The sequence below is a fragment of the Paenibacillus silvae genome (assembly GCF_014639235.1).
Classification (GTDB): Bacteria; Bacillota; Bacilli; order Paenibacillales; family Paenibacillaceae; genus Paenibacillus; species Paenibacillus silvae.
The window spans coordinates 39,916-65,120 of the sequence record NZ_BMFU01000001.1 but is presented as its reverse complement, the minus strand read 5'-3'; the positions used below and the strand labels follow the sequence as shown (position 1 = coordinate 65,120).

The window sequence follows — 25,205 nt, the reverse complement described above, 5'->3', positions numbered from 1 at the left end:
CAAAAAACGAGCCTTCAGTAACTAAGGCTCGTTTGTGCAGAAGTCATATTTGGCTCCAAAAGTTATGTTTGGTTTACTACATTGGTTTTATCGCTGAGAAAGTAACTATAAGAATTTTACCCTATTTCAGAGCGTTTGCCTATACCTACGCTTGAAAATATGAATACTAAATAGACATTCTGCAATTTCCTAATACTAAAAAGATGTAAATGGATAAACATATATCCATCAAGATCGCGCTGTTTTAGCGGATTTTCTGTTTCATCAATATAAGTTTTTTTCCATAGCCGAGTACAGGAACTGTACCGATTACTGATTATAGATACCTAAAGGTGAGCAATAAGTCTATTTGAATGTTGATTTACTTTTTTGATGGTGAGTAAGTTGCATATATGGTCTAGCTAAATTTCCATTGCCCGGCTCAATCCCTCTATTGTAGGGAGCAGTTGTTAATTAAACTATTGTAGATTCGTTGAGTCTGAAGATGAATAAGTAGAAATCGTTTGCTGAAAAGTATCTGGACCCGGATTAAGCAATTGTAATTTTATCGGCCTATGTGTCTGATAATCCTTCATGGTGCTTTTTCCTATGCACGCAGGAAAAAATAATTAACAGTTTAGCATTAATAAACTTAAAAAACTTAGGTAGACTTACACTCGTTATTGTATAATTGTGGTAGCAAAGTAAGCTCATTAAGAGGGACAAGCGTAATACTCGCAAATTGTCACTTAATCTAATAATTAGTCTGAGTGCTTTTTAACAATGGGTGATTCCGGTTTATGACATAGAATCTTATTCAGGCTTTTTGGGGGTGTGGAATGGTATATACAGACAATAGGGTAATTGAATCATCTGCAGTGATGGCAGATAACAATCTCTATAGATATCGACTGACAAGAATTTGGGATGAGAATAAAAAAGTTGTTGGAGTGATAATGTTAAATCCGAGTAAAGCCACTCGCTTAAAACTGATAATACAGTTATGAACCTCATCAACTACTTGATTGAAAAAGATTATGGTGGTGTAGACATCGTGAATATGTATGCTTATATGTGTCGTGACCCTAGAAACTTAAACATAGAGATCAGTCATATGAGTTACTTAATGACAGCTTTATTACTCAAGTGGCAAATGAAAGAAACATTTTTATAATTGCATGGAGACATAAGGAAAACATCAGAAGGAAAAGAGAGATTGAAATGTTGTTGTCACCATATAAATCAAAGCTTAAATGTTTTGAAGATAGTGATGGGAAAAGTCCACGACATCCTCTACATATATCAGAAGAATGGAGAATGATTCCCTACACTTTCAAGTATATCAAATAAAAACAATATATTAGGGATAGTAAACAAATAGGGCTTAAAAGAAATCATAAAGAGATTATAGTTATTCCAAAACAGAAAGTTTAGAAGATGAGATTGCTTGGAAGTTACCATTGGCGATCCCAATTAAGCACTTAAAACATGCTTCACATTAGAAAAATAATTTAGTATTTTAAAATGACTCATTGAACATCTTATATCAGAGACTAAAGATGATAGATGCTAAAGGAGAATATGAAAAAACAAACAGGATATTTTATTAAGATTGTTGGATTTCTACTTTCATTCTTTATGTTTTTATTAGTGATTGTATACAACCTAGTCCCACCACTTCAGATGATTCTCTTATTCGGATACTGGAAAAACAAGAAAAATAGATTGAATAAACAATATACTTTTAGTTATAACAAAAAACAAGGTAAATACTATTTACATCATTCACCAGTAATGATACTTAATTATACGAGTTCAAGTGATTTTTATAGATACAGGGAAGAGGCTGTTGCGAAATTCAAGAGAGAACATCCTAATGCTGAATTGTTTGCTAAAACTATGACTTTGCAAAATTACTATGAGAAGAATGGCTTCGTTGGTACTGAAACAAAGATGACTTTATTCATAGTGACAACAACATTAATGGCTGTTCTCACCAATATTAGAAATATTACAAAATTCAAGTTTTGGAGGCTGATACAAAGAGTTCTTTCAGAAGATGTTATGTTGTATAGGATACAGTGAGGCAAATGTTTTATTGAAATTCAAGGGAAGTCGATATTTCTAAATTGGAGAAAAATACTATATAGAAGAAGAGTTACTCATGATTTATGCTTACAGATGTTTAGAGCTAAATAAATCGACGGTCAAAAAAGAGACAGTCTTACCACTGTCTCTAAAAGTTGTCTTTAAGTCTTTTCATATCTGAGAAGGGTTGTTATCGGTAGATAAATTCAATGAATACACAGCTATCTTTGCTTTAATTACGTTGAAAAAATTTGGCGACCCATTGAACTGAATTGAGATCGCTGAATCATCGAGTAGCATAATAATATTAGTGGATATCTGTTCATTAGAAAAGTAATTTTTTGTTGTTTTAACCCAATTGTATATGGATAAGTTTGGAAGGGAACTCTCAAAAGAGCTTGTGAATGTACCTTGTTGATTTGATTTCATTGAGATAAAGCAAGCATGGTTAGGTATAGTGATGGTTGAAGTGTTTTTATCAGCATCAATTTGTTTAGCTGTACTCAATATAGTATTTACATCACTAGTAAGTTGCCACCTACTGCTCAAAGAAGAGAATAGATTAAAGATGTTGATACTTTCCTCATAACTTCGGGCGGAAGTGACTTTGATTTGTTGATCGTGTTTAAGCGTATCATTTGAAGCAAAGTGTTTGTTGCAAGAATAAGAGATGAATTTTGGATCTTCCTTCCCACCAATATACAGAATTAATGGAATTAAGGTGAGAATAACAACTACAAACCAAGCAATAACTATGTACTTGAATTTATCTGTTTGATACCAATACATGTAACACCTCCTTAGTTTATATAATTTTGTACGTATGAGAGTATAAATAGATTCATATTTTTAAATTTTCAACTAACTATTATATAAAGGAGACGAATTAAAATGGATGTTCAAGATGAAATTAAAGCAACAAAGGGCGATTTAGTTCATGCTTTAACAAAGGGTGCAGTAGCTTCAATTCCGATTTTAGGAAACTATCTATCTGAAACATTCGATCTATTAGTAAGTCAACCTGCTGAGAAGCGCAAAGAGAATATACTTGTGATGTTAGATGAGAGGTTAAGTGTTTTGGAAAGAACTCCAATTGATATTACCTCACTCGCAGAAAATGAGTTGTTTTTGAGCAGTGTTTTACAGGCAACCCAGATCGCAATGAGAACACACCAAAAAGAGAAGTTAGTGGCATTATTGAATTCTATAACAAACGTGGCAACTAACAACAGTTTGAATGATAGTAAAGTTCAAATGTTTTTGTCATTTATTGATGCCTTTAATGAGTGGCATCTCAGATTACTTCTATTTTTTGATGATCCTAAAAGTAGTTTAGAGTCTAAAAACTTGTCATCTGATTTTTATATGGGTGGAGCCGGCACTGCATTGTATAGCTATTACCCTGAGCTTAATAATCAAGAGGAATTCACAAAACAAATAATGAATGAGTTGTATCAAAAAGGACTCCTTAACTCAGATGCTGGAGTTTTGAATACAATGATGACCGGAAGTGGAGTAGTTGCTTCTAGAACATCACGTGCTGGAAAGGAATTTTTACACTTTATAAGTGAGCCAGATTTTTTTGAATGATTATTTCAATTCAAAGAAACTAGGAGTAGCTCCTAAAATGAGAATATTGGATTTGTTTTATATGCATATGAATAAAAAGTATGTAGTTAAAACTTGAATAGCAACATATAAAGAACCACTTTTACTTTTCACATGAATCAAAGTCTCAAGAAGCGATAAACTCGGGTAGATAACCCAACTTGCAGTATTAAGCCTAATCCGTTAAATGTATATAATTCAAAAGATCTGCAAAAAATTGCACCTTAGAAAGAAGGGGTTTTGATGCGGTATAAAACGGTAATTTCAACCATAGGGCGTGGTAATAAGTTGAGTCGTTGTACGGACAGTAAAGGCAATAAATTTAGCCTAGAAAAAATAATGGATAGCTGGAGAGTGTCTTATCAGGAGAAAGTTTCGCGAAAGGAAGGTGAGATTGGCTTACGTGTACCTCAATTTGGAGCTTTATCGGCAATTCGTGCACATTGGGCAATATCGAATTCTCCAGCTACAATTGTGTTGCCTACTGGTACAGGAAAGTCTGAAACGATGTATGCAACAATTATTTCTGAAAGAATTGCTTCAACATTAATCATTGTGCCTTCTAATCTCTTGAGAGAACAAATTTATGAAGGAGCGAGTCATTTTGGAATACTTCCAAAATTAAATATGATTTCTGATGAGTCTATTCATCCAACTACTTTTCTTTATAAATCAAAAGTTGAAGCTACAGATGAGGAAACATTGATTGCTGCGCTAGAGGAAGCGAATATAGTCGTTTCTACTCCGGGTATGATAAAGAATATGCCTTCATCTGTTTGGGAGAAATTTGTTCAAAAACTAGAAGTTGTGATCTTTGATGAAGCACATCATCTTGCATCTCCGGATTGGGGAACTGTAAAAGAAAAGGTTTTTGGAAAGAGAATTTTACAATTTACAGCAACTCCTTTTAGAAACGATGGAAAGAAAGTTGATGGTAAGATAATATTCAATTACGGATTGGGAATGGCTCAAAAAGCTGGATATTTCAAGCCAATCGAGTTTCATCCAATTCAAGAATTTGATGAACAAAAGTCTGATGAAGAGATTGCGAAAATTGCAATCAAACAATTAGATGAAGATTTGGAAAAAGGATTTGAGCATGTACTACTTGCGCGAGCGAAAAGCCGTAAACGTGCCGATGAGTTATATGAAAAAGTTTACTCCCAATATAAAGAGTACCATCCAGTTGTAATTCATACTGGTATTCCCTCTGCACAGAGAAACAAATACTTAAAAGAAGTTAAAGAAGGTATTGCAAAAATTGTGGTTTGTGTAGACATGTTTGGTGAAGGTATAGATATCCCAACATTGAAGATTGCAGCAATCCATGATAAGTATAAGTCACTTCCAATTACACTTCAATTTATTGGACGATTTGCTCGAACAAGTGGTAATAATTTAGGAAATGCAAAGCTCATAACAAATGTGGCAATGGATGATTTAAAGGACTCAATAGAAGAGTTATACCGTCAAGATTCTGATTGGAATTCTCTCCTCAATATACATTCACATCAAGCTATTGATAAAGAAATTGAACTTAGTGAGTTTATTGGAAAGTTTGAAAAAGGTCATGTTACGGATATAGATATATCACAACTTAAGATGAAAATAAGTACCCGAATGTTTAGGAGCACAACGGAAAGAACTTTTGTAGATGCATGGAAATTGGTCCTAGATCCAGATAGAACTACATCAATGGTAAATGAAGAAGATTCTGTTTACATTTTCATTGAGGAAATTGAAACAAAAGTAGTTTGGTCTGATCAAAAGGATATAATGCAGTATGATTATGATTTTTTTGTATTGTTTTTGGATAAGGAGAATGGAATCATACATATAAACGAAACTGATACTGGAAAAGGTAATCGACTCGTTGAAAGTATGTTCCCACAAGCAACTGCAATTAAGGGGGATTCAGTTTATCGAAGCTTGAATGAGATTAATAGGTTAATGATTGGTACATTAGGATTGAAACAACAACCAAGTGGAAGGATTAGCTTTAGAATGTTTGCGGGTACCGACATCAAGTCTGGAATAAGTGAAGCAATCGTGTCTAATTCGACCAAATCTAATTTATTTGGTTATGGTTATAAAGGTGGGGAACGTATAAGTATTGGTTGTTCGTATAGAGGGAAAGTTTGGATGCGCTGGGTGGAACGTATAAACTTTTGGACAGAGTGGTGTCAGGATATAGGAAAAAAAGTGCTGGATGAAACCATTGATACAAATAGTATTCTAGATAATTCACTCACTTTAGAAGTGATAAAGGACTTTCCAGAAGGTGTTCCTTATAAAATACTACTACCAGAAACGATTGAAACGTCTAATAGTTATACGAAACAGTTGTATATTACTAAAGAAGAAAAGGCATACCCTTTCTATCAAACGGAATTAAGCAGCCCCAGTTTGGTTGATGGAAATCTTCGATTTGAATTCTTGATAAATGAAAGAAAATTTGTATTTGAACAAATTATTAATGATTCCTCTTATAGCTTTAAGCAAATTGAAGGTGAAAAACTTATGGTGAAATTAGGTAAGAAATTAGTCCAAATGATTGATTTCTTATATGAGTATTCCCCGGAAATATCTTTTATTCAGCATGATGGAACTGTAGTTGTAGTTCAGGAGAATCTAAAAACAGTGATCAAACCCAAAAGTGGTATTAAGTTATCTTCAGATGTTCTTAATGCTGTTAACTGGCCTGATCTTGGAGTCAATATTAAATCGGAATCACAAGGGAGAGGGAGAAAGATTGATTCTATACAATACGCTACGATACATCATATTGTAGATCAAAGTTCAGACATAATTTTTGACGATGATGGATCAGGGGAAATTGCTGATATTGTTTCTGTTAAAATTGATATGAAGCATAAAAAAATTAGATTTCATCTTTATCATTGTAAGTATTCACACGGAGAACAGCCGGGTTCTCGTGTCTCAGATCTATATGAAGTTTGCGGCCAAGCTGAAAAATCAATTATGTGGAATGATAATGTATTAGAAATAATACAAAGAATGATTGAAAGGGAAAATTCGAGACAGAAAACCTATGGTGAAACACGATTCGAAAAAGGGAACTTACAAACTTTAAATATATTAAAAAAGATGGTGAGAGCTGGTTATGAAACAGAATTTGAAATTTCTATTGTCCAGCCTGGTGTATCGATATTAGATATCACAAACTCTATGAAACAAATTATCCTAGCAACAGATACTTATTTAAAAGATACGTTTGGTTTACGTTTGACCTGCTTTTTTAGTAATTAGTTGGATATTTGGGGCATCAAAGACATAAAAAAAGAGCGTGCAACTGTAAAGAGTTGTACGCTTAGTTTATATTTTATGGGATTAGAACCGTCGAAAATAGCCGCAGTCTCTAAAGGTATCAACATTCAAAACTATCTCTCCGAAATAAGGAGTAGAAAATTGGAGGTATAAACATAGCTTATGAGAATCAACGCAAAATTTTTACTACTCTTTCTTAGTATAATTCTCTTATTATGTGCTTGCTCAGAGAAAAGAAGTGGTAGTTTCCATGTTGAACTTTCCGTAAAAGAAGATTTTGATAAGGATAACCGACTCTTCTTGATCGGCACCACTAATTTACCAAATAGAATGAAACTTGTATTATCTATAACAGGTGAAGATGGATTCTCAGCTCAGAAAGAAGTTGAAGTCAATAATGGTAAGTTAGAAAGTAAATTGATTACTAATAATGGAGCAGGTTTAGTTCCTGGAAAATATATTCTCCGAATAACGTCTCAGGCAGGTATCAGACAACCTATTTCAGTTCAAAACATAATTGGTAAACAAGGTGAGAATCTTAAGGGTGAATTAGTTTTGTCCCAAGAGATTCTTGGAAATATGATCGGATATACATATTCTTTTAGCAAGAGTGATTCTCAGACCTCTGCGAACGAGAACGAGAAGGTTTGGGAAGAGTTAAACGGCTATTTATCCACAGGACAATACGCACTCATAATGGAGTTTATTGATAAGATCCAAACGCCAGATCAGGATATCCAGATGATGTATCACTTTTCAAAATATCATATCTATGGACAAGCTGGAAATGACAGAAAAGCATTAGAATCCTTATATAGTATACCTAGGGACTACAAGGGCAGAAATGAGGATTTGATTAATTATTACAAATATTTAAATGATTTTTATAAGGATGAATCTCCTTTTAGTTTTAATGACTATGTAGCACTATACAGAAATAATCGAATCACCCCCACCTCCTTCGCTTATTATTTAACTAAAAGTGAACAAATAGGTGACACTAAAAACAGTGATGCTGACACAGTTTACAAGTATATAATGAAAGAGTTCGATGTCTTGACGGATTACGGGAATAATTACGTTCCTGAAATACACGATCCAATTATACTTGAAAAAGCTAGTAGACATTTTGGAATGACAGTGAGTCAAGCAGATGAGATTTTTATGAATAGAGCAATGCAATTACGATAATTAGCTGAAAATCACAAAACGAGATATTTTTATGCGAAGATCCATATATGTTATAGCATTAAAAGTGGAGTGGATGAAACACGCGAAACAAAAAAACGCCAGCTAAAATAGCTTCTGATAGCTCATTTTTGTTTTCGTTGCTTCATGTTTAAACGAACTTATGGCGGTTTCGGGGCTTTACACTGTTTGAGCATTGATCAAGGTTATACAGCATTCATTGAAACTACTATCAGATAATATGTTGGTGAGTCTTCATATCAAATTGAATGAAAAGTTACTATAGAAATTGTTAATCTTATATTTAATTATCAAATATTGTATGATATGATACACAGGAAAATAGTACCAGTTGGAGGGTGTGAATCGTGAAAAAAAAGTTGCTGGTTAGTTCTCTAGTATCTATTTTGCTTTTATCAAGTACATCAAGTGTGTTAGCTCATCCAGGCAGAACCGATTCAAATGGTGGTCATACCTGTTGGACAAATTGTGCCAAATGGGGACTGGAATACGGGGAATATCACTATCATAATGGAGGGAAGTCGTCATCAAGTTCCAGTTCTACTAAATCTTCTAAGGGCTCTTCGTCAAAAAGCTCTAAATCATCTACATCAAAATCCACAAAACCTAAAGATTCAAAACCAAAGTATACGCAATCTAATCTAAAAGTTCTTATCAATGATAAAAAATTCGATTTTACGAATAAACCTCTACAGTATGAGGAGAATAATCTAGTTCCTCTACGTGATATTACTGAAGCATTGAAAGCAACGTTTGCTTACTATCCTGAAAGTGGGACAATCAGCATCACAAAAGATAAACGAAAAGTTACATTGACCTTAGGGAGCAAAAAGGTATTCTATAATGGTAGTAGCAGTACGCTAAGCGTAGCTCCAAAAGTCATAAATGGCATTACATACATTCCAGTACAGGCTATCAAAGGCCTAGGAGCATCTATGGAATTTGATTCAAGCAATAACACATTAAATATTACAATTTAAACTACACCGTGGAGAGCAATTGCTCTCCATTCTCATTGAATCAAGATATTAAATAGACATTGAGCACCTGAATTATAAAGTTGCCATACCTTACGGCACAAACTCTGCCATGATTGCTTTTGGAAATCAAATTCCCAAAAGATGGCCATGTTAATGTTACATTTCACACAAACTGGTTAGCTAAATCAAATGCCCATGATCTAAAAAACGCCTAGCTGATAGGATCTGGAGGTTGCGGTGGAGTCGATCAGCGGGACTCAACAAAAATAATATATAGGAGTTAGATTTCTATGGCTTCAGTTACGCAAAGAGTAAGCAAAGTTAAACAGCCTAGAGGAGGCTACATACCGCCCAGAGACTTTGAAGAGATAGTGTTGAGTGATGGGATTGAGCTGCACCCAGAAGAAAACCTTCACGCAAGTTTAGTGGGTATGGCTGTCGATTATTTGACCAGATACTTGTCCGGGTCTTCTGCAGAGGAAGCTTTCAATATATCTTTGAGCGGTTCGTTTCTGGTAGGAGAAGATGCTTTGGCAAGATCTCTTGTACAAGAGGTTAAAGGTTTAGATGACCAGTCTATACGCAATGCCTGTAAACTCGTAGGGTACGATGTATGCGTTCGTGTTGGAACCGCCATGTATAAACCTGTGGAAGATATTTATGCTGACGACGAAACGGTGAATAATATTCGTACAATGGTAAGTAGAAGTCTTGCTTTTTGGGAAGAGTTTGGACCAATTGTTAAAGATAGTTTTACGTTCGAATTCGGGTACACTGAAGTGGTGAGTACTGGTGATGGAGATTATCTGACAGAGGACACTTTGTGGGACTTCAAAGTATCTAAAAATGGACCAACCAATAAGCACACCTTACAGCTTTTGATGTACTATATTTTGGGCCTCCGCTCTATCCATAACGAGTTTCAGAAGGTACGTCGTCTAGGAATTTACAACCCTAGACTTAATATCGTTTACCTGCTAGATGTTGAAAAGATTGCTCAAGAAGTGGTAGAAGCTGTAACTAAGGATGTTTTGGTAGCAATTTAGATTTACAGAGAAAGATGGCGGTGTGGCTACATTGCTTGATGACAATGATCTATACGACGTGATCCATAAGGTATAATTTTATTGTGAATTATTTTTCCAGTTAGCAATATAAGACGAAAATCTTTAGGAGACTCTTATGGCAATTGAAAATTATAGTAATATTTTATTAGACTCAGCTCCACAGGTGACTCAGGATAACTACACTTATAGACAAAGTGCAAACGTCCTTTTTAATTTCATGCCTAAACTTGAATATTTGAAAAGTAAATTAAGCAAAAAAGCAATGATTCCGAGATTTTATGAAGAAAATATAGCTTATTTGAATTTGCCCGATATGGATAAAGTGGCATTTCCTATGGTTTGCTTCTGTGATATTCATTTAAATAAATTAACGTACCATATGGGAGGTATTGATAGCTCTGATGGATATGGGCGATATGGAATCGGAATGAATAAGGTGTGGGGCATACAAGAAGGTGTTCAACCGATAAGTTATATGAATAGTTCATCAGCTTTAATGTCTGACTTCAAATTAGCATTCAAACATGCTTTGGAACAAATGAGTGATGGTATCGGGGATGAAATCCTTCATAATCAATTAGCAACACAACTTCTTTTTATTAAACCTTTAAACGGAGAAATGGCCAAGCAGAGAGAAGCTTCGTTTGAACACATATCTAAGAATTTTCATGATGAGAGGGAATGGAGATTTGTTCCCAAATTTAGTGATGTTGATACAGAGTTGAGCTTAACAATTCCACAATCGGTTCTGGTGAATAATGTGAATAATGTTGTATGTAATGCGTACTCAGACGGTATCGAACAAAAGGAAGAACTGTGGTTGAAATTCGAGTATGACAAAATTGAATATCTTATTGTTGATACAGTTGAAGAACGAGATATTCTAATTAATTACATTATGGATGAATTATTTACTGATAATGCCACAAAATATATTCTAATCTCTAAAATTATGGTGTTCACTCAATTAGAGAAGGATTGGTGAAGCATGTTTTCAAACTTTAAAGAATCATTTAAAAAAAACGATGGTTATATTATCCCTAAAGAGATTGTTGAATCACTCAATAAAAGATTGCCTGATGGTTTAATTTATAAGCGTGTAGCTAAAGACCACGTTTTTGCAGTTCCAAGCGATGGCAAGGAGATGCGGCTGTCTGCGAATATAAAACTCCCTGAAAATTTGAGGATTTATAAACCGGATCAACTCTTTGAAATTCTCTACAGAACTCAAACTGGACTTAAGATTGATAAGAATGTGCCAGTGAAAATAAATGGGACTGAGATAGCTTTAGATGAAGCGGCATTAGCTCCCCTAATTACAAGTGAAAATGTTGAGTTTTTTCTACAACCAAGGCCATTCCCTCCACCTTATGTTCTTGATTTTTCTGGAAATGGGTATATTAGGACATTAACTATGCAAAGGCAGCCGCTTGCTGATCTTAATAAAACTTTTATTAAGAATATAGACAATGATGGTCTACAGGTATCCATGACAATAAATGAGGATACAGAGACACTTCGATTTTCCTTTAATTTCAATCTACAAAAAGTTAATTCTATCAATGAATTATTAAGTGTTTTATTCGTATATCAGGCATTTATTCAAGGGAACGGACAGGTTATTGGATTGAAATTACCTCCAGCTCCAATTAACGAGGTAGAGAGAGAAACATTGAATGATTTATTATTGTTCTGGAAAAGGATGAGTAGTGTTGAGAATAAGTTGGGTATACAATTCCCATTAGATTTGCCACTTAATGATGATGAAGATATTTGGTTAATGAAACTATACTCATCCTTTGTTAAGGAAGAACCATTCAGAGAAAATATTAAGTATACTTCGATTACATTCGATCCTCCTGAGAATTTTGATAGAAATCGGTTAATAAGTCAAGCCGCAGGTTTTACATTTTTACAGCCTGAGAATATCACTTTACTCGGAGTAGATCTGGAATTGTTTGCAGTGATGGGTGTATATAATTTGCGCATTTCAGATATAATTTCTAGTAAAAAAGAGCAAGGTAAATTTGAATGTATAATTGAAAATAAGTCCAGTCAGAATAGTTTTCGATCGATGAGATACTTTAAGACGTATGAAGAGGCTCTCGAGTTTCAAAAGGACATAAGAGCACTTCATGAGGCGCGAGATTTGTTCAGCATATTTGAAGAAATATGAGTTGTAGAGGGAGAGGACATATTCCTATAATAGGGGCTGTAAATACCATAATTCTGTTAAAGTAACATAGGTACAAAAAGACAAGATTTAAGCAGAAGCTATTTGTTGATATATACTTTGGCTGAAAAATATTATGAATTCGTTTATTAAAGGTTCAACCTCTGCTTTGTCCAGCTTATTCAACTATATTTCATCAGTGTTTCAGATGAAGGAGGATAAATCAATTCAGTCAATTGCTAAGCCTGGAGAAACACGTCCAGTATATCGAGAGTAGTTAAAGTTTGCATGTTTATGGAACCAGCTCTTCTATAAATAGTGCTGTTAGTTCAACAAGGTCATTCAATTTTCAAAAAAATATGATTTGTTGTGATAAGGAGGGGTTTGAAATTATTAAAAACGAAGGTAAAGTGAAGCGAATGGACCTAGAATTGCGACTTAAATATCTAGGTTTGGATACCCAAATTATTCAAATTAATAGTTTTGAATTCGTTATTTATTGTGAACATCATAATGGGAATTTTAAAGAAATTAGAGATTATTTTAACTCTTCAATAAGACACATAGGTACAAATGTCGAGTTAGTCGAATCCTTTCCACAATCATACAAACAAAAAATTGAAGGGATTTCTTTTTCAAATGTTGTAGACGGATTCAAAGCTACATGTGTTACAGAAAGCGATCTTTTCAATTTTGTAGAAAGTAAATTTCATAATGTTGACGTAATAGCATTAGAAGTATTACATCAAGTCGTTGGATTTCAAATCGTAATTACGGTTTCAGAAGAAACATCGCTTCATATCATGGATCAAATGAAATGTTTCCTAATTGATGCAGATTTAGGCACTGATAAGATAATTATTAGACATGTTGATTTATCAGTTCAAACTAGTAACAACAAGAAGGATCAAGAAAGCAATAGTAGGATTGCTGATGTGTTGAGAACTTTTGAAGTTATGAACTTAAGGTTATATAAGCAATTTCCATTCACTGTAAATGAAGCTGATTATTGGTTTGAACATGCTGAGGATATTTACACAGGAAAGATAAGAAGAAATGATATTCCTTTCTTTCGTCAAAACTCGCAAAAATGTTTTCTAAATGCTTCCGTATTTGAAACTGTTAATTTACGTAACGTTTTGCTCCTATATGACACAGTATACTTGGGGTTACCGATTGAGAATCATCTTGATACATTTTTGGAATACCAGAATATGAAGGTTTCTGATTTAATTGAATTGATTGATATAGGTAAAGTAGTAATTGTATTAACCAACCAAGAAACAAGGTACAATCAAAACCTACTTCTTGAGGCGTATCAGTGCAGTCCTTTATCAGTTATAAGTAGACGAGGTCTAAATACGATATTAGCTTCACACTTAGTTGAGACAAAAATCCAGTATGAAAAACGCTTTCCAAACATTTATCAAGCTTCCTGTGAACTTTTTCTACAGGCAAAGAGAGAAAATGATAATCTTTTGCAAAGAATTGCTCAAATGTTAGCTTGGCCCATAACTGCGGCGGCATCTAGTTTTCGTTTTTTACATCAAAACAGTCCGATGTCAATTTCTAATTTCGGCATTAATCTCATTGCCGGCGGAAATTTTCAAGCTTCAGACTTACATGAAAAACTATCTTTTGAACTAAAGATTAATGCAGACAGTACACATCTTGCGGCAGCATTGCAATCAACATATTTCCCTTTCAAGCATCAAACCTCAGGTAAGGTATATAGCGATCAAACCGTTTCTAATTTTATGGGCGATCTATTAAAGATGTACTGGTATGATCCAGCGAGTCTTGAACAAATAAAACAAATAAATGATTGGAATCATTCTGAACAGAGTTATTTAAAATTTTTTGATACTAACCGATACTTGAACGTAACAAAGGTTGCTTCTTTAGCAGATGAATACGATACTCCTAATGCTTTCCGTAATCTACTCAATCGTTTGGAGCAGATGGATAGCACAACCCGTAGGCAAACACTAAATGAGTATAATGACCTTCTTTTCGAAGTTTCACAAACATCGGGGCAGTCTGAAGGTGGGTTTGTTAAAATGATGTTAAGCGGGGCAGCATTTTTACCTTTGAACTACTATCTAACATTTGCTTTAGCTACAATTGGGTTAGTTCATGATAAAACAAGCACTTTAAAAAGTCTACAAGAAGACAAAAAATTCGCCCAGATCGAGCAATGTCTCAAAAATTCTGCAATCCAAACTAGTAATCAAATGAAGGAAGATATTTTTTTGCTAGACAAAATGTCCACAGTAGTAACTTTAATTGAATAGATTCTAAAATTCAAGAATAAAGGATCTCTTAATTTGTCAGAGATCCTTTTTACAAATTATGTTCTTGTCCATTCTGGCAATCAGGACAAATAAGTTCTTAACCTAAATTAGGGACAAGAATTTGTACCAATAAAAAAGCCGCTAAAATAGCAACCTTAATGTGTATATGCTTTGATCTCTCGACACATAACCATTAGATTAACATACCTCAATGTTTACATACAAATTTACCCACCATGCTAATTATTCAATCCCCCTAATGAAGTCTTTGAGAGAAGGAAGTTTTTTTACACTGGTTTAAAACCTCGCTAATCTTTCTTTTTCCCATCTTTTTTTAATTTCTCTTCCCAAAACAAACCCGACAGTATATCTATAACACGTTGGCGTTTCTCACCCTCTATAGGAATCCCATCAAATAAAACAGGCTGCTCATCCTCAAGCATTTTTCTGAAATCAGCTATATCTTCTTTAGTTGCCCATTCAGGGAAAGATTTATTTCGCATGTTATTGTTCTTATCATCATTTTGACGACCTAACAAATAATCTACACTCACATTGAAGTAGCCAGCTAGTTTAGAAGCGACATCAGAGGTCAATGTACGTTTTCCAGTTTCAAGATTATAAAAAAATTGAGGAGAAATTCTCAAATACTGAGCTACTTCAACTCCGCTCTTATGTTGAGATTTTCTGATCTCTCTTATCCTATTAGGATAACTCGACATAATGAATAAACGCTCCTTTAAACTAATTGATTAATTAATCATATCAACAAATAGATTAAGCATCAAACATCAAATGGATTAATTACGAGCAAATGAGCGAAATAAAGAGTAAAACAATTAATCTATATGATTAATTTGATAATTTAAGTGGTTTTGAATCTATTTGGTTAATTTTTAGTTTGATAAAATTAATCAAATAGATTAATCTTTATGTCAGAGGTGAGACAAATGAATATTTCCGAACAGATTAAACCACTCATTAATGAGAAGGGAATAAATCCATCAGAATTAGCTAGTTTAGTCGGGTGTTCTCCTCAATATATGCATAATTTGCTCAAAGGAATCCGTCGATGGAATGAAACAACTTTATCCAAAACTTGCAGGGCATTAAACATAGAAATCAAACTAATGCCTAGAAAAAGTAAAGAGGTGGAAAATGAGTAATCTTATATCCATCAACCTTGATGAAGATGAAGTAAAAAAAATATGCCATGAAAAGATTGCTGATTTAATAAAAGAAGTTGATAACGAATTAATATTTTGGGATTCAAAACAACTAATGCGTCGTACTTGCCTAAGTTGGAACAGCATTCAAGCGTTGTTCTTTTTTGACTCAAGATTTCCTAAACACAAAGTAGGTGGTAAATGGTTGTTTCCTGCCAAGGAAACTCGTAGTTTTCTTGAGCAATGGCTAAAAGAGCAATAAAACATTTTGAATAAATTTAGGGAGGTACTCTTATGGGAGCTGCATTTGCAATTCAAGTTATGACTGGCAAAGAAAACAATGTTAAAAAGCTGATGGAGTGGGCTTTCTCTAAGTGTGAAAATGCACAGAAATGGGTCAAAGCCATACATAATGTCACTGAGTCTACGGTTCGTGTTTTAAGTAAAGGTGGACTTGGGAAAGTAAGAGAACGTGCAATCATGCCTGGATACATCTTTTTGGAAATGAATTATGATGTGGATCAACATAACCAGTCAGCAGCCATTCCAGCAGATGTATGGCATCTCATCAAGAGTATTCCCGGAGTATTAAAGCAATTCACAAATTCAGGGCAAGTTATCAGTGCCGATGAGTTTCAACAAATGCTTGGGCTGGAACCAGAAGAGCAAGTTGAAGTTATCGATTCTACTGATGAATCATCTGTTGTAGAAACGGAAGCTACTCAGGTCAGTGAAGTAGAAGGCGTAGTGCAAAATGCGCTACATCAGGTGAATACAGCGAAGACCGTCGAAGAACGAGTAGAAGCAGACAAAGTTCTGGAGTCAGCCGAGAAAGAGCTGGAAGGCATGATTGGAAAATCATACGAAGAGCCTGTGGGTGCAACAGCTATAGCATTGAGACAAATTCAAAAATCAGCTAAGGGATCATCTGAAAAAGGAATCATCGCATCAATAAAGGTAATGATGAAAAACGGCAAAGAAAGGATATGTTTTCCCAAAACACTATTGGAAAAAATTATATCTTGTAACATTTCCGAATGCAAATCATCTCCTAACAACGTAATTAAATTACTCGTGAAATATGTACGTCAGAAGATAGGCATAAGCTAATGGAGAATCATGCTTTAGAGTCAAGTACAGGGCATATCGTGTATTATCGCTATCCACGTGATGGAAATCTGACGGAGGAAAATGATTTTGGTATTGCTCAGTGGTTGCCAGAAGACAGTAATGGGGCTTTTACTATAAAAGGTTCACTATTTGGTATGCACAAAAATGAGCGAATCAGAGTACATGGTACGTGGGAGACACACTCCAAACATGGTAAGCAATTTTTAGTCAGCCATTGGGAACGGCCATTACCTGAAACAAAAGATCAAATTGTATCGTTCCTCAGTTCTAAATTTGTGAAAGGCTGCGGGAAGAAAAAGGCTGAGCTGATTGTACAGAAGCTTGGTGAGCAGACATTGGAACGGATAATGAATGAGGGTGTTACCTGTTTGACGGGGATCAAAGGAATTGGCCCTAAAAATGCGGTTAAGATTGCAGATAGTATTAAGGGAAATTTTGAAATTCAGCAAATCATGATGGCCCTGCTCCCCTATGGCATTTCTGCCGATACGGTCACCAAAATGTATAAACAATGGGGGGCTGAGTGTGTAGATATTGTACGTCGTAATCCGTATAAACTCACCGAGTTCCGTTTGATTGGGTTTCTCAAAGCAGACGAGATTGCTATGGCAATTGGCGTCAGTGCAGATTCGCCATATCGTCTGAATGCGGCGTTACAATATGTTCTTAACGATATGTGCTATGGTGGAGGGCATTGTTTTGTACGTAAAGATGAGTTGATGAATCGCACAAGAGAGCTTTTGAACGGTGTTCCAGAGCAGGATATTCTGACTGAACTACAACTGATGTCTGCTCACGAACAAATTATTTGGGAAGAAGACAAAGTGTATCCGAAGCATCTGTTTGTCTATGAAAAGAAACTTGCTTATAAACTGGCTTGCATGGCAAACCGGGGCGGCGGAGCTATGCCTTTTTTGGATCAGATGATTCGAGAATATCAACTTCAACATGGAATTGTCCTTGCTGAGAAGCAACGTGAAGCCATCAGAGAACTTTTTAAACAACAACTTGTCATTATAACAGGCAATCCAGGCACTGGGAAAACGACTGTCGTTAAGGCAATGATAGATATCTACCGCAGGCACTACCCTGACTCAGCAATTGGGTTATGTGCGCCTACAGGACGTGCAGCTCGCAAGCTGGGGGAATTGACAGGTATGGATTCTTCAACCATTCATATGATGCTTGGATTCCGTCCTGGGGCTGAGCCTGAGTACGGTGATGAGATGCCATTGCCATTTGATTTAATTTTTACGGATGAAGTGTCTATGAAGGATCTGCAGCTTGCGTATCACTTGTTTCAGGCCATCGGACCAAACACGAAAGTGGTACTCATTGGAGATAGCGATCAGCTTCCGTCTGTAGGGCCGGGAAATGTACTTCATGATCTGATTTCTGCTGGCATTCCGCATGTTCGGCTAACTGAAATATTCCGTCAGGCGCGTGAAAGCCAAATTATTATGAATGCCCACCGAATTAATCGTGGTGAGCAGATCGTTATGGATAGGAGTAAAGATGATTTTTTCTTCATTGAACAATCTGATCCGAAACGGATTGCCCACCTCGTCGTGCTTAGTGTACTTCGTTTTGTAGATAAGGGGTACAAGCTGGAGGACATTCTTGTGCTTTCTCCCATGAAAAAAGGCATTATAGGCACAGAAGAGTTAAACAATGCGCTACAAGCAGCCGTAAATCCTCCAGCAGAGGACAAAGCCGAATTGACAGCCGTGGGACGCGTTTATCGCCAAGGAGATAAGGTCATTCAGATTCGCAATGATTATAAGAAGAAGGTGTTAAATGGGGATATTGGTGTGGTCGTGGGCACTGCATTTGTGGAAGATGAAGAGGGTGAGGAAACGGATGAAATCGGACTCGCTTGCCAGTTTCAAGGCAAAACCATTGTCTATAGCCGGCTTGAACTCAAAGACCTGCTTTTGGCTTATGCCATAACAATTCACAAGGCTCAAGGTGGACAAGCTCCTGTGGTCATTATGCCTGTTTCAAGCAGTCATTACGTGATGCTGGCTCGGAATTTGATTTATACAGGACTGACGAGAGCAGAGAGGGTATGTGCCATGATTGGAACCCGAAAGGCACTACATATGGCCATAAATAATAATAAGCTGGTACAGCGAAATACGGGACTAAAGGAACGAATTGAGCATAGCTTACGCATCTATCAGCCTGATCAAGGAGTGAAGAAACATGTTAACTTATCCTAGACCGCCGTTTCTTCCTACGCAGCGAACACCTATGAGACAGGAGGTGTCTTTTTACGTTGTAGTGCTAAAAATCCAACGGACTCAAACGGTGTATTACCTCGTTGACACGCAACTGAATATATCACGTTCGAAACGTGATGCTATGATTTTTGCTGAGTACAGCTTAGCGAGTTCAATTGCGAATAAGCTTGAAGCGAGGTATAAGACCTTCTTTTACAATCCAGAAGCAAATGGACATACCGAATCCGTTCATCATTACAATATGCTTTAGGGATCAGAGCGAGGTTAAACTATGGAGAAAGTTATGAAATTAAAGCAGACTATTCAAAAGGCTGAATTAGAGGCCAAGAGACGGTTAGAAATTGACCTAAGTACTGTAAATATGGAAGAAGCCAAGGCCAACGAACAAGGATTTATGATTGTCCGAAAAAAACAAAAGCCTTCAAACCAGACTAGGTTTTCTCAAACCATTGATATGAATATATCGTATTTGTGTCAGGCACAGTATCTGACCAGCGCTGAGTTTAGTTTTATCTTCACACTTGCTCCTATGCTGAAGATAGGTGTAAATGCAATTGTAGACCCTCAAACGGGGCAATATTGCTCGGTATCCGAAATCGCCACATTCTTGAAACGTAGTCGGCAAAAGACAAGTGAGATGATCTCTGCATTAATTGAAAAAGGGATTATCTACGAGTTTGCGAACACGCATGAACTGAAAATCCACGGTCGCCATGTTACCCGGCGGCCTTTTTTCTTGAACCCGGAAATCCTTTGTTGTGGAGACAAAAATAAGTTAGAGAGCGGGATCACCCAGCTTATGATTCACTTCAATATTTTGGAGAGGGCCGGGATCAAGCTGCCAATCAAAGCAGTTGTTGAACCTCATAATAAGTATGGGAAATTGGTTAGGCGAAAGACGTACTTGGAATTGCAAAAGAAGTGGAATAAAAAATAAAACGGTTTGAGAATTCCTAGGTGTTGTGTGAGCAGGGGGTGTCACCAAAAAGGGACACCTGTGTCACGAAAAGGTGACACCCAAAAACGGCTAAAAAACGTTATGGGTCAAGGGTTTATGGTGTTTTGCTCGGTGGTCGTTCTTCTTAATCTATATAAATTACGAAGACGTTGGTGTGCTTAATCGTTTGTCTGCTTCGAATACTGAGTAGAAACAGAGGGGATCAAACATGGAGATGACCAAAAATGTACGCATCTATTTCAGATTTGGTGAACCGGATATGGATGATGAGGATATTCACGAAGTTGATTTACAGATTTCTTGGAATGAAACTGCAGCTGGGCAATCTGCATTGCCATTAGATACAGCTATACAGAACTGGGTTCAGCAGAATGTGAGCTATCATTGGGAAGAAGTCCAAGAGGAAGAGTAAGAATATGCTTTTAGGGTATGCGCGTGCGCAAGCTAATCAGTTAGGAAACGCCGGAAGTGGATGTTGTTACTATTGGTGAATGGGGCTGAAGGAATTGGGGAGAAAGGTCAGAGACTGGAGCGGAACGGAGACTAGGGCATCATCTCAACATGAAGCTGCCAATCCCCTATTCCGTCAGCCCCTTTGCTCGGCGTAAGTCAGAATCTAACGTTCATTTGAATTGCCTGTGGATGTGCTTGAAAGGGTTAAGATATAGGGAATGTAAGAACGATAAATACTTGAGTTCCGAAAGCCTCTGCCTTGATAAATCAGGTAGGGGCTTTGGCTTTCTATAGTATGAGGAATGAAAAATAAATGAAGGGGGAGCGTTGAAATGCATTTTGTAGATACTGAGCATCAAACAAACTTTCAAAAACTTGTACAAAAATTTAATTTGGCAAAGAGTAGTCCTGATTATCAGGCTATGTGCTATATTGCTGCTCACCCTGAGATATTTAAGTGCTTCAAGCTGGAAATACAGCAGGAAAGTCCTTTTGATTGGTATTACAAATATCTGGATGATCCTGAAACATTTCAGAAACGGTGTGATCAAGGGAAGACTATAGGCAGTATTTATTCCTTAAATGAGCCCATGGTAGCGTTGATTGATCTAGCACTAAGTCTGTGGACTTGGCGTAGGTTTGATCTTTCTCATGCAATTGATGTGTGGGATGAGGAACTTTATGAAGTAGCGGTACAGGCGATTCAGTTACGACGAAAAAGTTCAAAGGTGCAGTATTCGGATCAGCAAGAGCAACTGAGATTGATATGACATCAAAGAGTATACAGTCATGGCAAGGCAGTAACATAGCTTTGTGTGAAAGTAGTACGCTATCTCCTCATCTCTCAGCCCAATATACGGATGATGAACTTAGAATGATGGTGATTGAAATAAGGGAAAGGAGCGAAGTACAAGAAGGAGCACATTGAAAAGGAACTTAAAGCACTGCTTCCTTGTATCCAGCAAGTCGTAAGCATGGTTCAAGAGTCTGAGGAGAACGGGACAGCAGATTATAACCAGAACGACCCGGATGATCAGTATGTTCGTCATATGTTCTATCAGATTGCTAATTTACTTGATGATGCCGGAAGGTTGCTCAAAAAAGTATTTAAAGAGCCTATAATCGTAGGACGACTTTTGAAAGGAAATAATGGGCGTTATTCATTAGGAGGAATTGAGTTTTCGTCTGGATCGGGAATCGAGTTTTTGAACGATCAGTGTGAGTTTCCACGTTGGGTATCTAGTCGTTTTGAACATAATGGTAATGATTATTATATTGTCAATTACCCTGAACTTAGGTTACAAGGGTTGCTTGTTCGAGTAAAGTAGGTCAGTAAATAGAAAAACACAAACTGTGGACAGAAATCAATTCAAGGGAGTGAAATAGATTGAAAAAAGCTTTTTGTGGTCTGATGAATATGAGAACGTTTATGGGAGATACGATGAGTTTAACAGTGAAGAAGAGTTTGTTACCACTGCGACTAAAGAATACAGTAAACTCACAGGTGAGAAATACGAGTTAGCTGATGTGAGGTTGCAGACGTTTCTGCACTACAATATCGCTATAGAAGCAGATATGCTGGTACCAATGACATTGATGAATGTCAACATTATGAATTGGTATACAGCAAAAGTTATAGTAATTTAGACTCCGTATACATGTGACAAATAACCTATATGTTAATATTTAAATCCAAATAAAGAACAAATGTTCTTGTCATATATTGATTTATGGTATATAATTGAAACAAGCACAGATGAACTGCACTGACTCCTGAAATGGGGTTATTTTTATTTTTTAGAGTATTCTCATGTTTCAAATTTCATATATTTTTTCGAAGCCTCTGCCTGGATATTTTATTCTAGGCAGGGGCTTTTCTCTTTTAAATAGTGAGGGCTTTAGGAACCGCGGGGAAAATCTCGTTGCAGTCTCATAGTCCAAACTATTTGATATTGAGGAGGAACGTATATGTCTATTGTCCATGTATCTCAAGGAAAGAAAGTAATTTCCGAGAGCAAAATTTTGAAGGTGTCTGCAAAATCAAAAGTTAGTTTTTTGGCAGGGGCCATTGCTTCCAGTGTGAATACTAAAGACCGCACGGTTGAAATGCATGTAATAGGAGCAGGGGCTGTTAATCAAGCTGTGAAAGCTATAGCCGTAGCGCGAGGTTTAGTTGCTCCGAACGGGCAGAGCTTGATTTGTGCACCAAGCTTTTTCGATATTTTGATTGATGGACAGGAACGTACTGCAATGAAGTTGATTGTGGAATCTGTCGGTTAGGTTATTCCCATGTCAGAGGTCACTGAGCCGAAGATTGAGGAATTATTGCAAGCGTATATTCAGGTGGATGAGCAAGAACAGGAAACACGGTTTATTAAAGGTCAGCTTTTGGATGCTATGCTGACTGCAGGAGCCAAACAAAAGTTCCTATCGTCACAAATCGGTGTGAGTCCTGCTCAGATCAGGGAACTGGTTCATGTGTATCGCACGTTTCCTACGGCAACGTCACGTATTCCTTCTCTAAGCTGGTATCACCACCGTGTAGCCAGTCATTCAAGCTCACCGTCTGAAATATTGATTAAAGCTAGTGATGAGGCCATGAGTACACGAGAACTGAGGAAGCTCATTTTGGAGCAGGAAGGAGCCAAACAACTTGTCCAACAGGAAGAGCAGGAGGAACGGAAAAAGGCAGAGCGAGTTTTGTTATCGTTACAAAAAGTTTTGGATTCCGGCGGTGAGACCGCCAAGTGGATTCAGGATGAATTAAAACGGATTTTGAAGGAGGTGGGCATGTGATTTTGAAGAACGTACTGGATATGTTAGACCCGGAACATGCTAAACGTGTGAGCTTGCTTTCGATGGATCTCGCACGTAGTTTGAATCTCAGTGAGCAAGATGTTGAACGGATCGGTTACGGTGCACATTATCATGATATTGGGAAGATTTCGATACCAGCATCCATTTTGGAGTCGGGAATTCAGCTCACTGAACACGAATTTGAAATCATGAAGCGGCATGTCGAATATGGCCTTTCTATTCTTTCAGTTCAAACCAGTGAAGAAATGGATGCTGCTAAGGTTATTGTAGGAACTCATCATGAACGCTGGGATGGAACTGGTTATCCGAACCGTTTGAAAGGTGAGGAAATTCCACTCTATGGCCGGATCGTGAGCATATGCGATACCTACGATGCGCTCACTTCGAAAAGGTCATACAAGTCAGCATGGCCCATAGATGAGGCCTTGGCATACATCAACAATCAAAAGGGGAAGGCTTTTGATCCTTACCTGACCGAAGTGTTCTTGCAAATGATACAAGAAGGTGCTTTGGTATGAATGGCGTTTCACATCTTATAGGAGGGTTGAGTGCTGCCGTCATATTTGGTGTCCATTCTCCATCTCAGCTTGCTATGGTTGCCTTTTCTGCCTTACTGCCAGATATAGACCGCCCTAATAGTCTATTAGGAAGGTTTGTTCCTGTGCTGCCAAGTCTTTTAGAAAAAATACCTGGAAAGAGGACTGTGACTCATTCGCTTATTATGGGATTCGGGTTATGGCTACTACTTGAAGGAACTTTCCCCGAACTGACGATAGCATTCCTTATTGGTTACGTTTCACATTTAATCCTTGATCTATTTACAGGATACATCGCTTTCCTCTGGCCGATCCCATGGAAAGTAGGTGTACCCTTATTTGGTATTCCACCTGTGTTTGTTGAAACGGCCGCCATCGCTCTTTGGGGCGTCTGGATGGTGCTAGACGGTTATACGTATTTTCTGAATCTTTTTTGAATGTATATTGCCTCTGCCGGAATAGGTAGGGGCTTTTTTCATTTTTATGAGGAACAAAAGAAAGGAGGGATGTAGAAATGTTTGCAGGATGGATAAGTGAAAAACATCGAATTGCATGGTCAGTAAGTATTTTTAGGAAAGACAAAAGAACTGGATTTTTGAAATGAGGAGGACCCACATTGCTCAAAACGTGGAAGGTTATTGTGATGATTATGGTTTGCGTGTTGGGGCTGCTCAGTGTAACGCAAACTGGGGATGTTGCTCATGCCCAGACCATTAAGGAAAAGATTAAGGCAAGTCAGGGAAGTGGCGGTACTGCTACAACGGAGCTGGAAAAGAAGGTTGATGATTCAACAACAGCCGGGGTCGATATGGCTCGACGTATTTTTGTGACAATCACAATCGTTTTTGGTTTATGGCTGGCTATTTGTTACTTGAGAGCCGGTTTTTCACCAGAAACCTTACGGGAAACCAAGGGGAGGATTATGTTTTTCGTTCTGTTTTTGATTTTGTCATTTTGGACAGAATCCATTCTCGGCATGATCTTTAAATTCCTTGGGATTGATCTCAGCAAAATGTAATGAGGTGAGAACGTGTGGGGGCAATACCATCCGATACCGTATAAAAGCAGAATCAAAGAAAAGTTTATTACGCTGTTTGGCATAGGGCTAAGTTTTAGCCAAGCAGTTTGGTGGAGCGTAGGTGGGTACTTATCGGTGCAGATGTCCAAAGTCATTCCCCGCATTGGAACCGATTGGTTGTATTCCAGGATACACTA

The 25,205-nt window shown here is 36.9% G+C and carries 24 protein-coding genes and 1 pseudogene; 23 read left to right on the top strand and 2 right to left on the bottom strand.

The window, feature by feature from the left end; genetic code table 11:
- Positions 1–818: 818 nt before the first annotated feature.
- Positions 819–1,329, top strand: a pseudogene (locus IEW26_RS30690) (DUF1643 domain-containing protein).
- A gap of 231 nt (positions 1,330–1,560) precedes the next feature.
- Entirely contained in the window at positions 1,561–2,064 is a 504-nt protein-coding gene (locus IEW26_RS00330) for a hypothetical protein (protein ID WP_188590934.1), read from the top strand.
- A gap of 174 nt (positions 2,065–2,238) precedes the next feature.
- On the opposite strand, the gene IEW26_RS00325 is transcribed toward IEW26_RS00330, so the two are convergent.
- Positions 2,239–2,856 (bottom strand): hypothetical protein, encoded by a 618-nt coding sequence (locus tag IEW26_RS00325; RefSeq protein ID WP_188590933.1) that lies wholly within the window; start codon positions 2,854–2,856, stop codon positions 2,239–2,241.
- A gap of 102 nt (positions 2,857–2,958) precedes the next feature.
- Here IEW26_RS00325 and IEW26_RS00320 point away from each other — a divergent pair, with 102 nt between their 5' ends.
- The 8 genes from IEW26_RS00320 (at position 2,959) to IEW26_RS00285 (ending at position 14,686) form a co-directional block, all read left to right on the top strand.
- On the top strand, positions 2,959–3,657 hold the full coding sequence (locus IEW26_RS00320; protein ID WP_188590932.1) for a hypothetical protein: 699 nt from the start codon (positions 2,959–2,961) through the stop codon (positions 3,655–3,657).
- A 261-nt stretch (positions 3,658–3,918) separates the two neighbouring features.
- A complete protein-coding gene (locus IEW26_RS00315) occupies positions 3,919–6,945 on the top strand; it encodes a DEAD/DEAH box helicase (protein WP_188590931.1) in 3,027 nt (1,008 codons plus the stop codon).
- A gap of 180 nt (positions 6,946–7,125) precedes the next feature.
- Positions 7,126–8,154, top strand: a complete 1,029-nt coding sequence (locus IEW26_RS00310) for a hypothetical protein (RefSeq protein ID WP_188590930.1) — start codon at positions 7,126–7,128, stop codon at positions 8,152–8,154.
- A gap of 365 nt (positions 8,155–8,519) precedes the next feature.
- On the top strand, positions 8,520–9,152 hold the full coding sequence (locus IEW26_RS00305) for a copper amine oxidase N-terminal domain-containing protein (protein ID WP_188590929.1): 633 nt from the start codon (positions 8,520–8,522) through the stop codon (positions 9,150–9,152).
- 290 nt (positions 9,153–9,442) lie between these two features.
- A complete protein-coding gene (locus tag IEW26_RS00300) occupies positions 9,443–10,198 on the top strand; it encodes a hypothetical protein (RefSeq protein ID WP_188590928.1) in 756 nt (251 codons plus the stop codon).
- A 136-nt stretch (positions 10,199–10,334) separates the two neighbouring features.
- A complete protein-coding gene (locus IEW26_RS00295) occupies positions 10,335–11,204 on the top strand; it encodes an abortive infection system antitoxin AbiGi family protein (RefSeq protein WP_188590927.1) in 870 nt (289 codons plus the stop codon).
- A 3-nt stretch (positions 11,205–11,207) separates the two neighbouring features.
- Entirely contained in the window at positions 11,208–12,395 is a 1,188-nt protein-coding gene (locus IEW26_RS00290) for an abortive infection system toxin AbiGii family protein (protein WP_188590926.1), read from the top strand.
- A gap of 281 nt (positions 12,396–12,676) precedes the next feature.
- Positions 12,677–14,686 carry a hypothetical protein gene (locus IEW26_RS00285; protein ID WP_188590925.1) on the top strand — a complete coding sequence of 670 codons (2,010 nt, stop codon included), beginning with the start codon at positions 12,677–12,679 and terminating at the stop codon, positions 14,684–14,686.
- Between the two features lie 308 nt (positions 14,687–14,994).
- Here IEW26_RS00285 and IEW26_RS00280 read toward each other — a convergent pair whose 3' ends face one another.
- The gene (locus tag IEW26_RS00280) at positions 14,995–15,408 is read right to left on the bottom strand and encodes a helix-turn-helix domain-containing protein (protein ID WP_188590924.1); all 414 of its coding nucleotides are present in this window, start codon (positions 15,406–15,408) and stop codon (positions 14,995–14,997) included.
- A 228-nt stretch (positions 15,409–15,636) separates the two neighbouring features.
- Between IEW26_RS00280 and IEW26_RS00275 the strand changes: the two genes are divergently transcribed.
- The 13 genes from IEW26_RS00275 to IEW26_RS00215 all read left to right on the top strand — a co-directional run bounded on the left by IEW26_RS00275 (position 15,637) and on the right by IEW26_RS00215 (position 25,008).
- Positions 15,637–15,852 (top strand): helix-turn-helix domain-containing protein, encoded by a 216-nt coding sequence (locus IEW26_RS00275; protein ID WP_188590923.1) that lies wholly within the window; start codon positions 15,637–15,639, stop codon positions 15,850–15,852.
- Positions 15,845–16,114: a group-specific protein gene (locus tag IEW26_RS00270; protein WP_188590922.1), complete on the top strand. Its 270-nt coding sequence runs from the start codon at positions 15,845–15,847 to the stop codon at positions 16,112–16,114. The genes IEW26_RS00275 and IEW26_RS00270 overlap by 8 nt, the downstream gene beginning before the upstream one ends.
- A gap of 32 nt (positions 16,115–16,146) precedes the next feature.
- Positions 16,147–16,962 carry a transcription termination/antitermination NusG family protein gene (locus IEW26_RS00265; protein WP_188590921.1) on the top strand — a complete coding sequence of 272 codons (816 nt, stop codon included), beginning with the start codon at positions 16,147–16,149 and terminating at the stop codon, positions 16,960–16,962.
- A complete protein-coding gene (gene recD2, locus IEW26_RS00260; RefSeq protein ID WP_188590920.1) occupies positions 16,962–19,205 on the top strand; it encodes an SF1B family DNA helicase RecD2 in 2,244 nt (747 codons plus the stop codon). Before IEW26_RS00265 ends, recD2 begins: the two co-directional genes overlap by 1 nt.
- Positions 19,206–19,509: 304 nt before the next feature.
- Positions 19,510–20,163 carry a hypothetical protein gene (locus IEW26_RS00255; protein ID WP_229729592.1) on the top strand — a complete coding sequence of 218 codons (654 nt, stop codon included), beginning with the start codon at positions 19,510–19,512 and terminating at the stop codon, positions 20,161–20,163.
- A gap of 229 nt (positions 20,164–20,392) precedes the next feature.
- Positions 20,393–20,596 carry a hypothetical protein gene (locus IEW26_RS00250; RefSeq protein WP_110896851.1) on the top strand — a complete coding sequence of 68 codons (204 nt, stop codon included), beginning with the start codon at positions 20,393–20,395 and terminating at the stop codon, positions 20,594–20,596.
- Positions 20,597–20,969: 373 nt separating this feature from the next.
- Entirely contained in the window at positions 20,970–21,407 is a 438-nt protein-coding gene (locus IEW26_RS00245) for a DUF2538 family protein (RefSeq protein ID WP_188590918.1), read from the top strand.
- Positions 21,408–21,611: 204 nt separating this feature from the next.
- Positions 21,612–21,965 (top strand): DUF5348 domain-containing protein, encoded by a 354-nt coding sequence (locus IEW26_RS00240; RefSeq protein WP_188590917.1) that lies wholly within the window; start codon positions 21,612–21,614, stop codon positions 21,963–21,965.
- Between the two features lie 640 nt (positions 21,966–22,605).
- Positions 22,606–22,917: a stage V sporulation protein S gene (locus tag IEW26_RS00235; RefSeq protein ID WP_188590916.1), complete on the top strand. Its 312-nt coding sequence runs from the start codon at positions 22,606–22,608 to the stop codon at positions 22,915–22,917.
- A gap of 9 nt (positions 22,918–22,926) precedes the next feature.
- Entirely contained in the window at positions 22,927–23,433 is a 507-nt protein-coding gene (locus IEW26_RS00230; protein WP_188590915.1) for a hypothetical protein, read from the top strand.
- Positions 23,430–23,972 carry an HD-GYP domain-containing protein gene (locus IEW26_RS00225; RefSeq protein WP_188590914.1) on the top strand — a complete coding sequence of 181 codons (543 nt, stop codon included), beginning with the start codon at positions 23,430–23,432 and terminating at the stop codon, positions 23,970–23,972. Before IEW26_RS00230 ends, IEW26_RS00225 begins: the two co-directional genes overlap by 4 nt.
- Entirely contained in the window at positions 23,969–24,427 is a 459-nt protein-coding gene (locus tag IEW26_RS00220; protein ID WP_188590913.1) for a metal-dependent hydrolase, read from the top strand. Before IEW26_RS00225 ends, IEW26_RS00220 begins: the two co-directional genes overlap by 4 nt.
- Before the next feature lie 179 nt (positions 24,428–24,606).
- The gene (locus IEW26_RS00215; RefSeq protein ID WP_188590912.1) at positions 24,607–25,008 is read left to right on the top strand and encodes a hypothetical protein; all 402 of its coding nucleotides are present in this window, start codon (positions 24,607–24,609) and stop codon (positions 25,006–25,008) included.
- Positions 25,009–25,205: the final 197 nt, after the last annotated feature.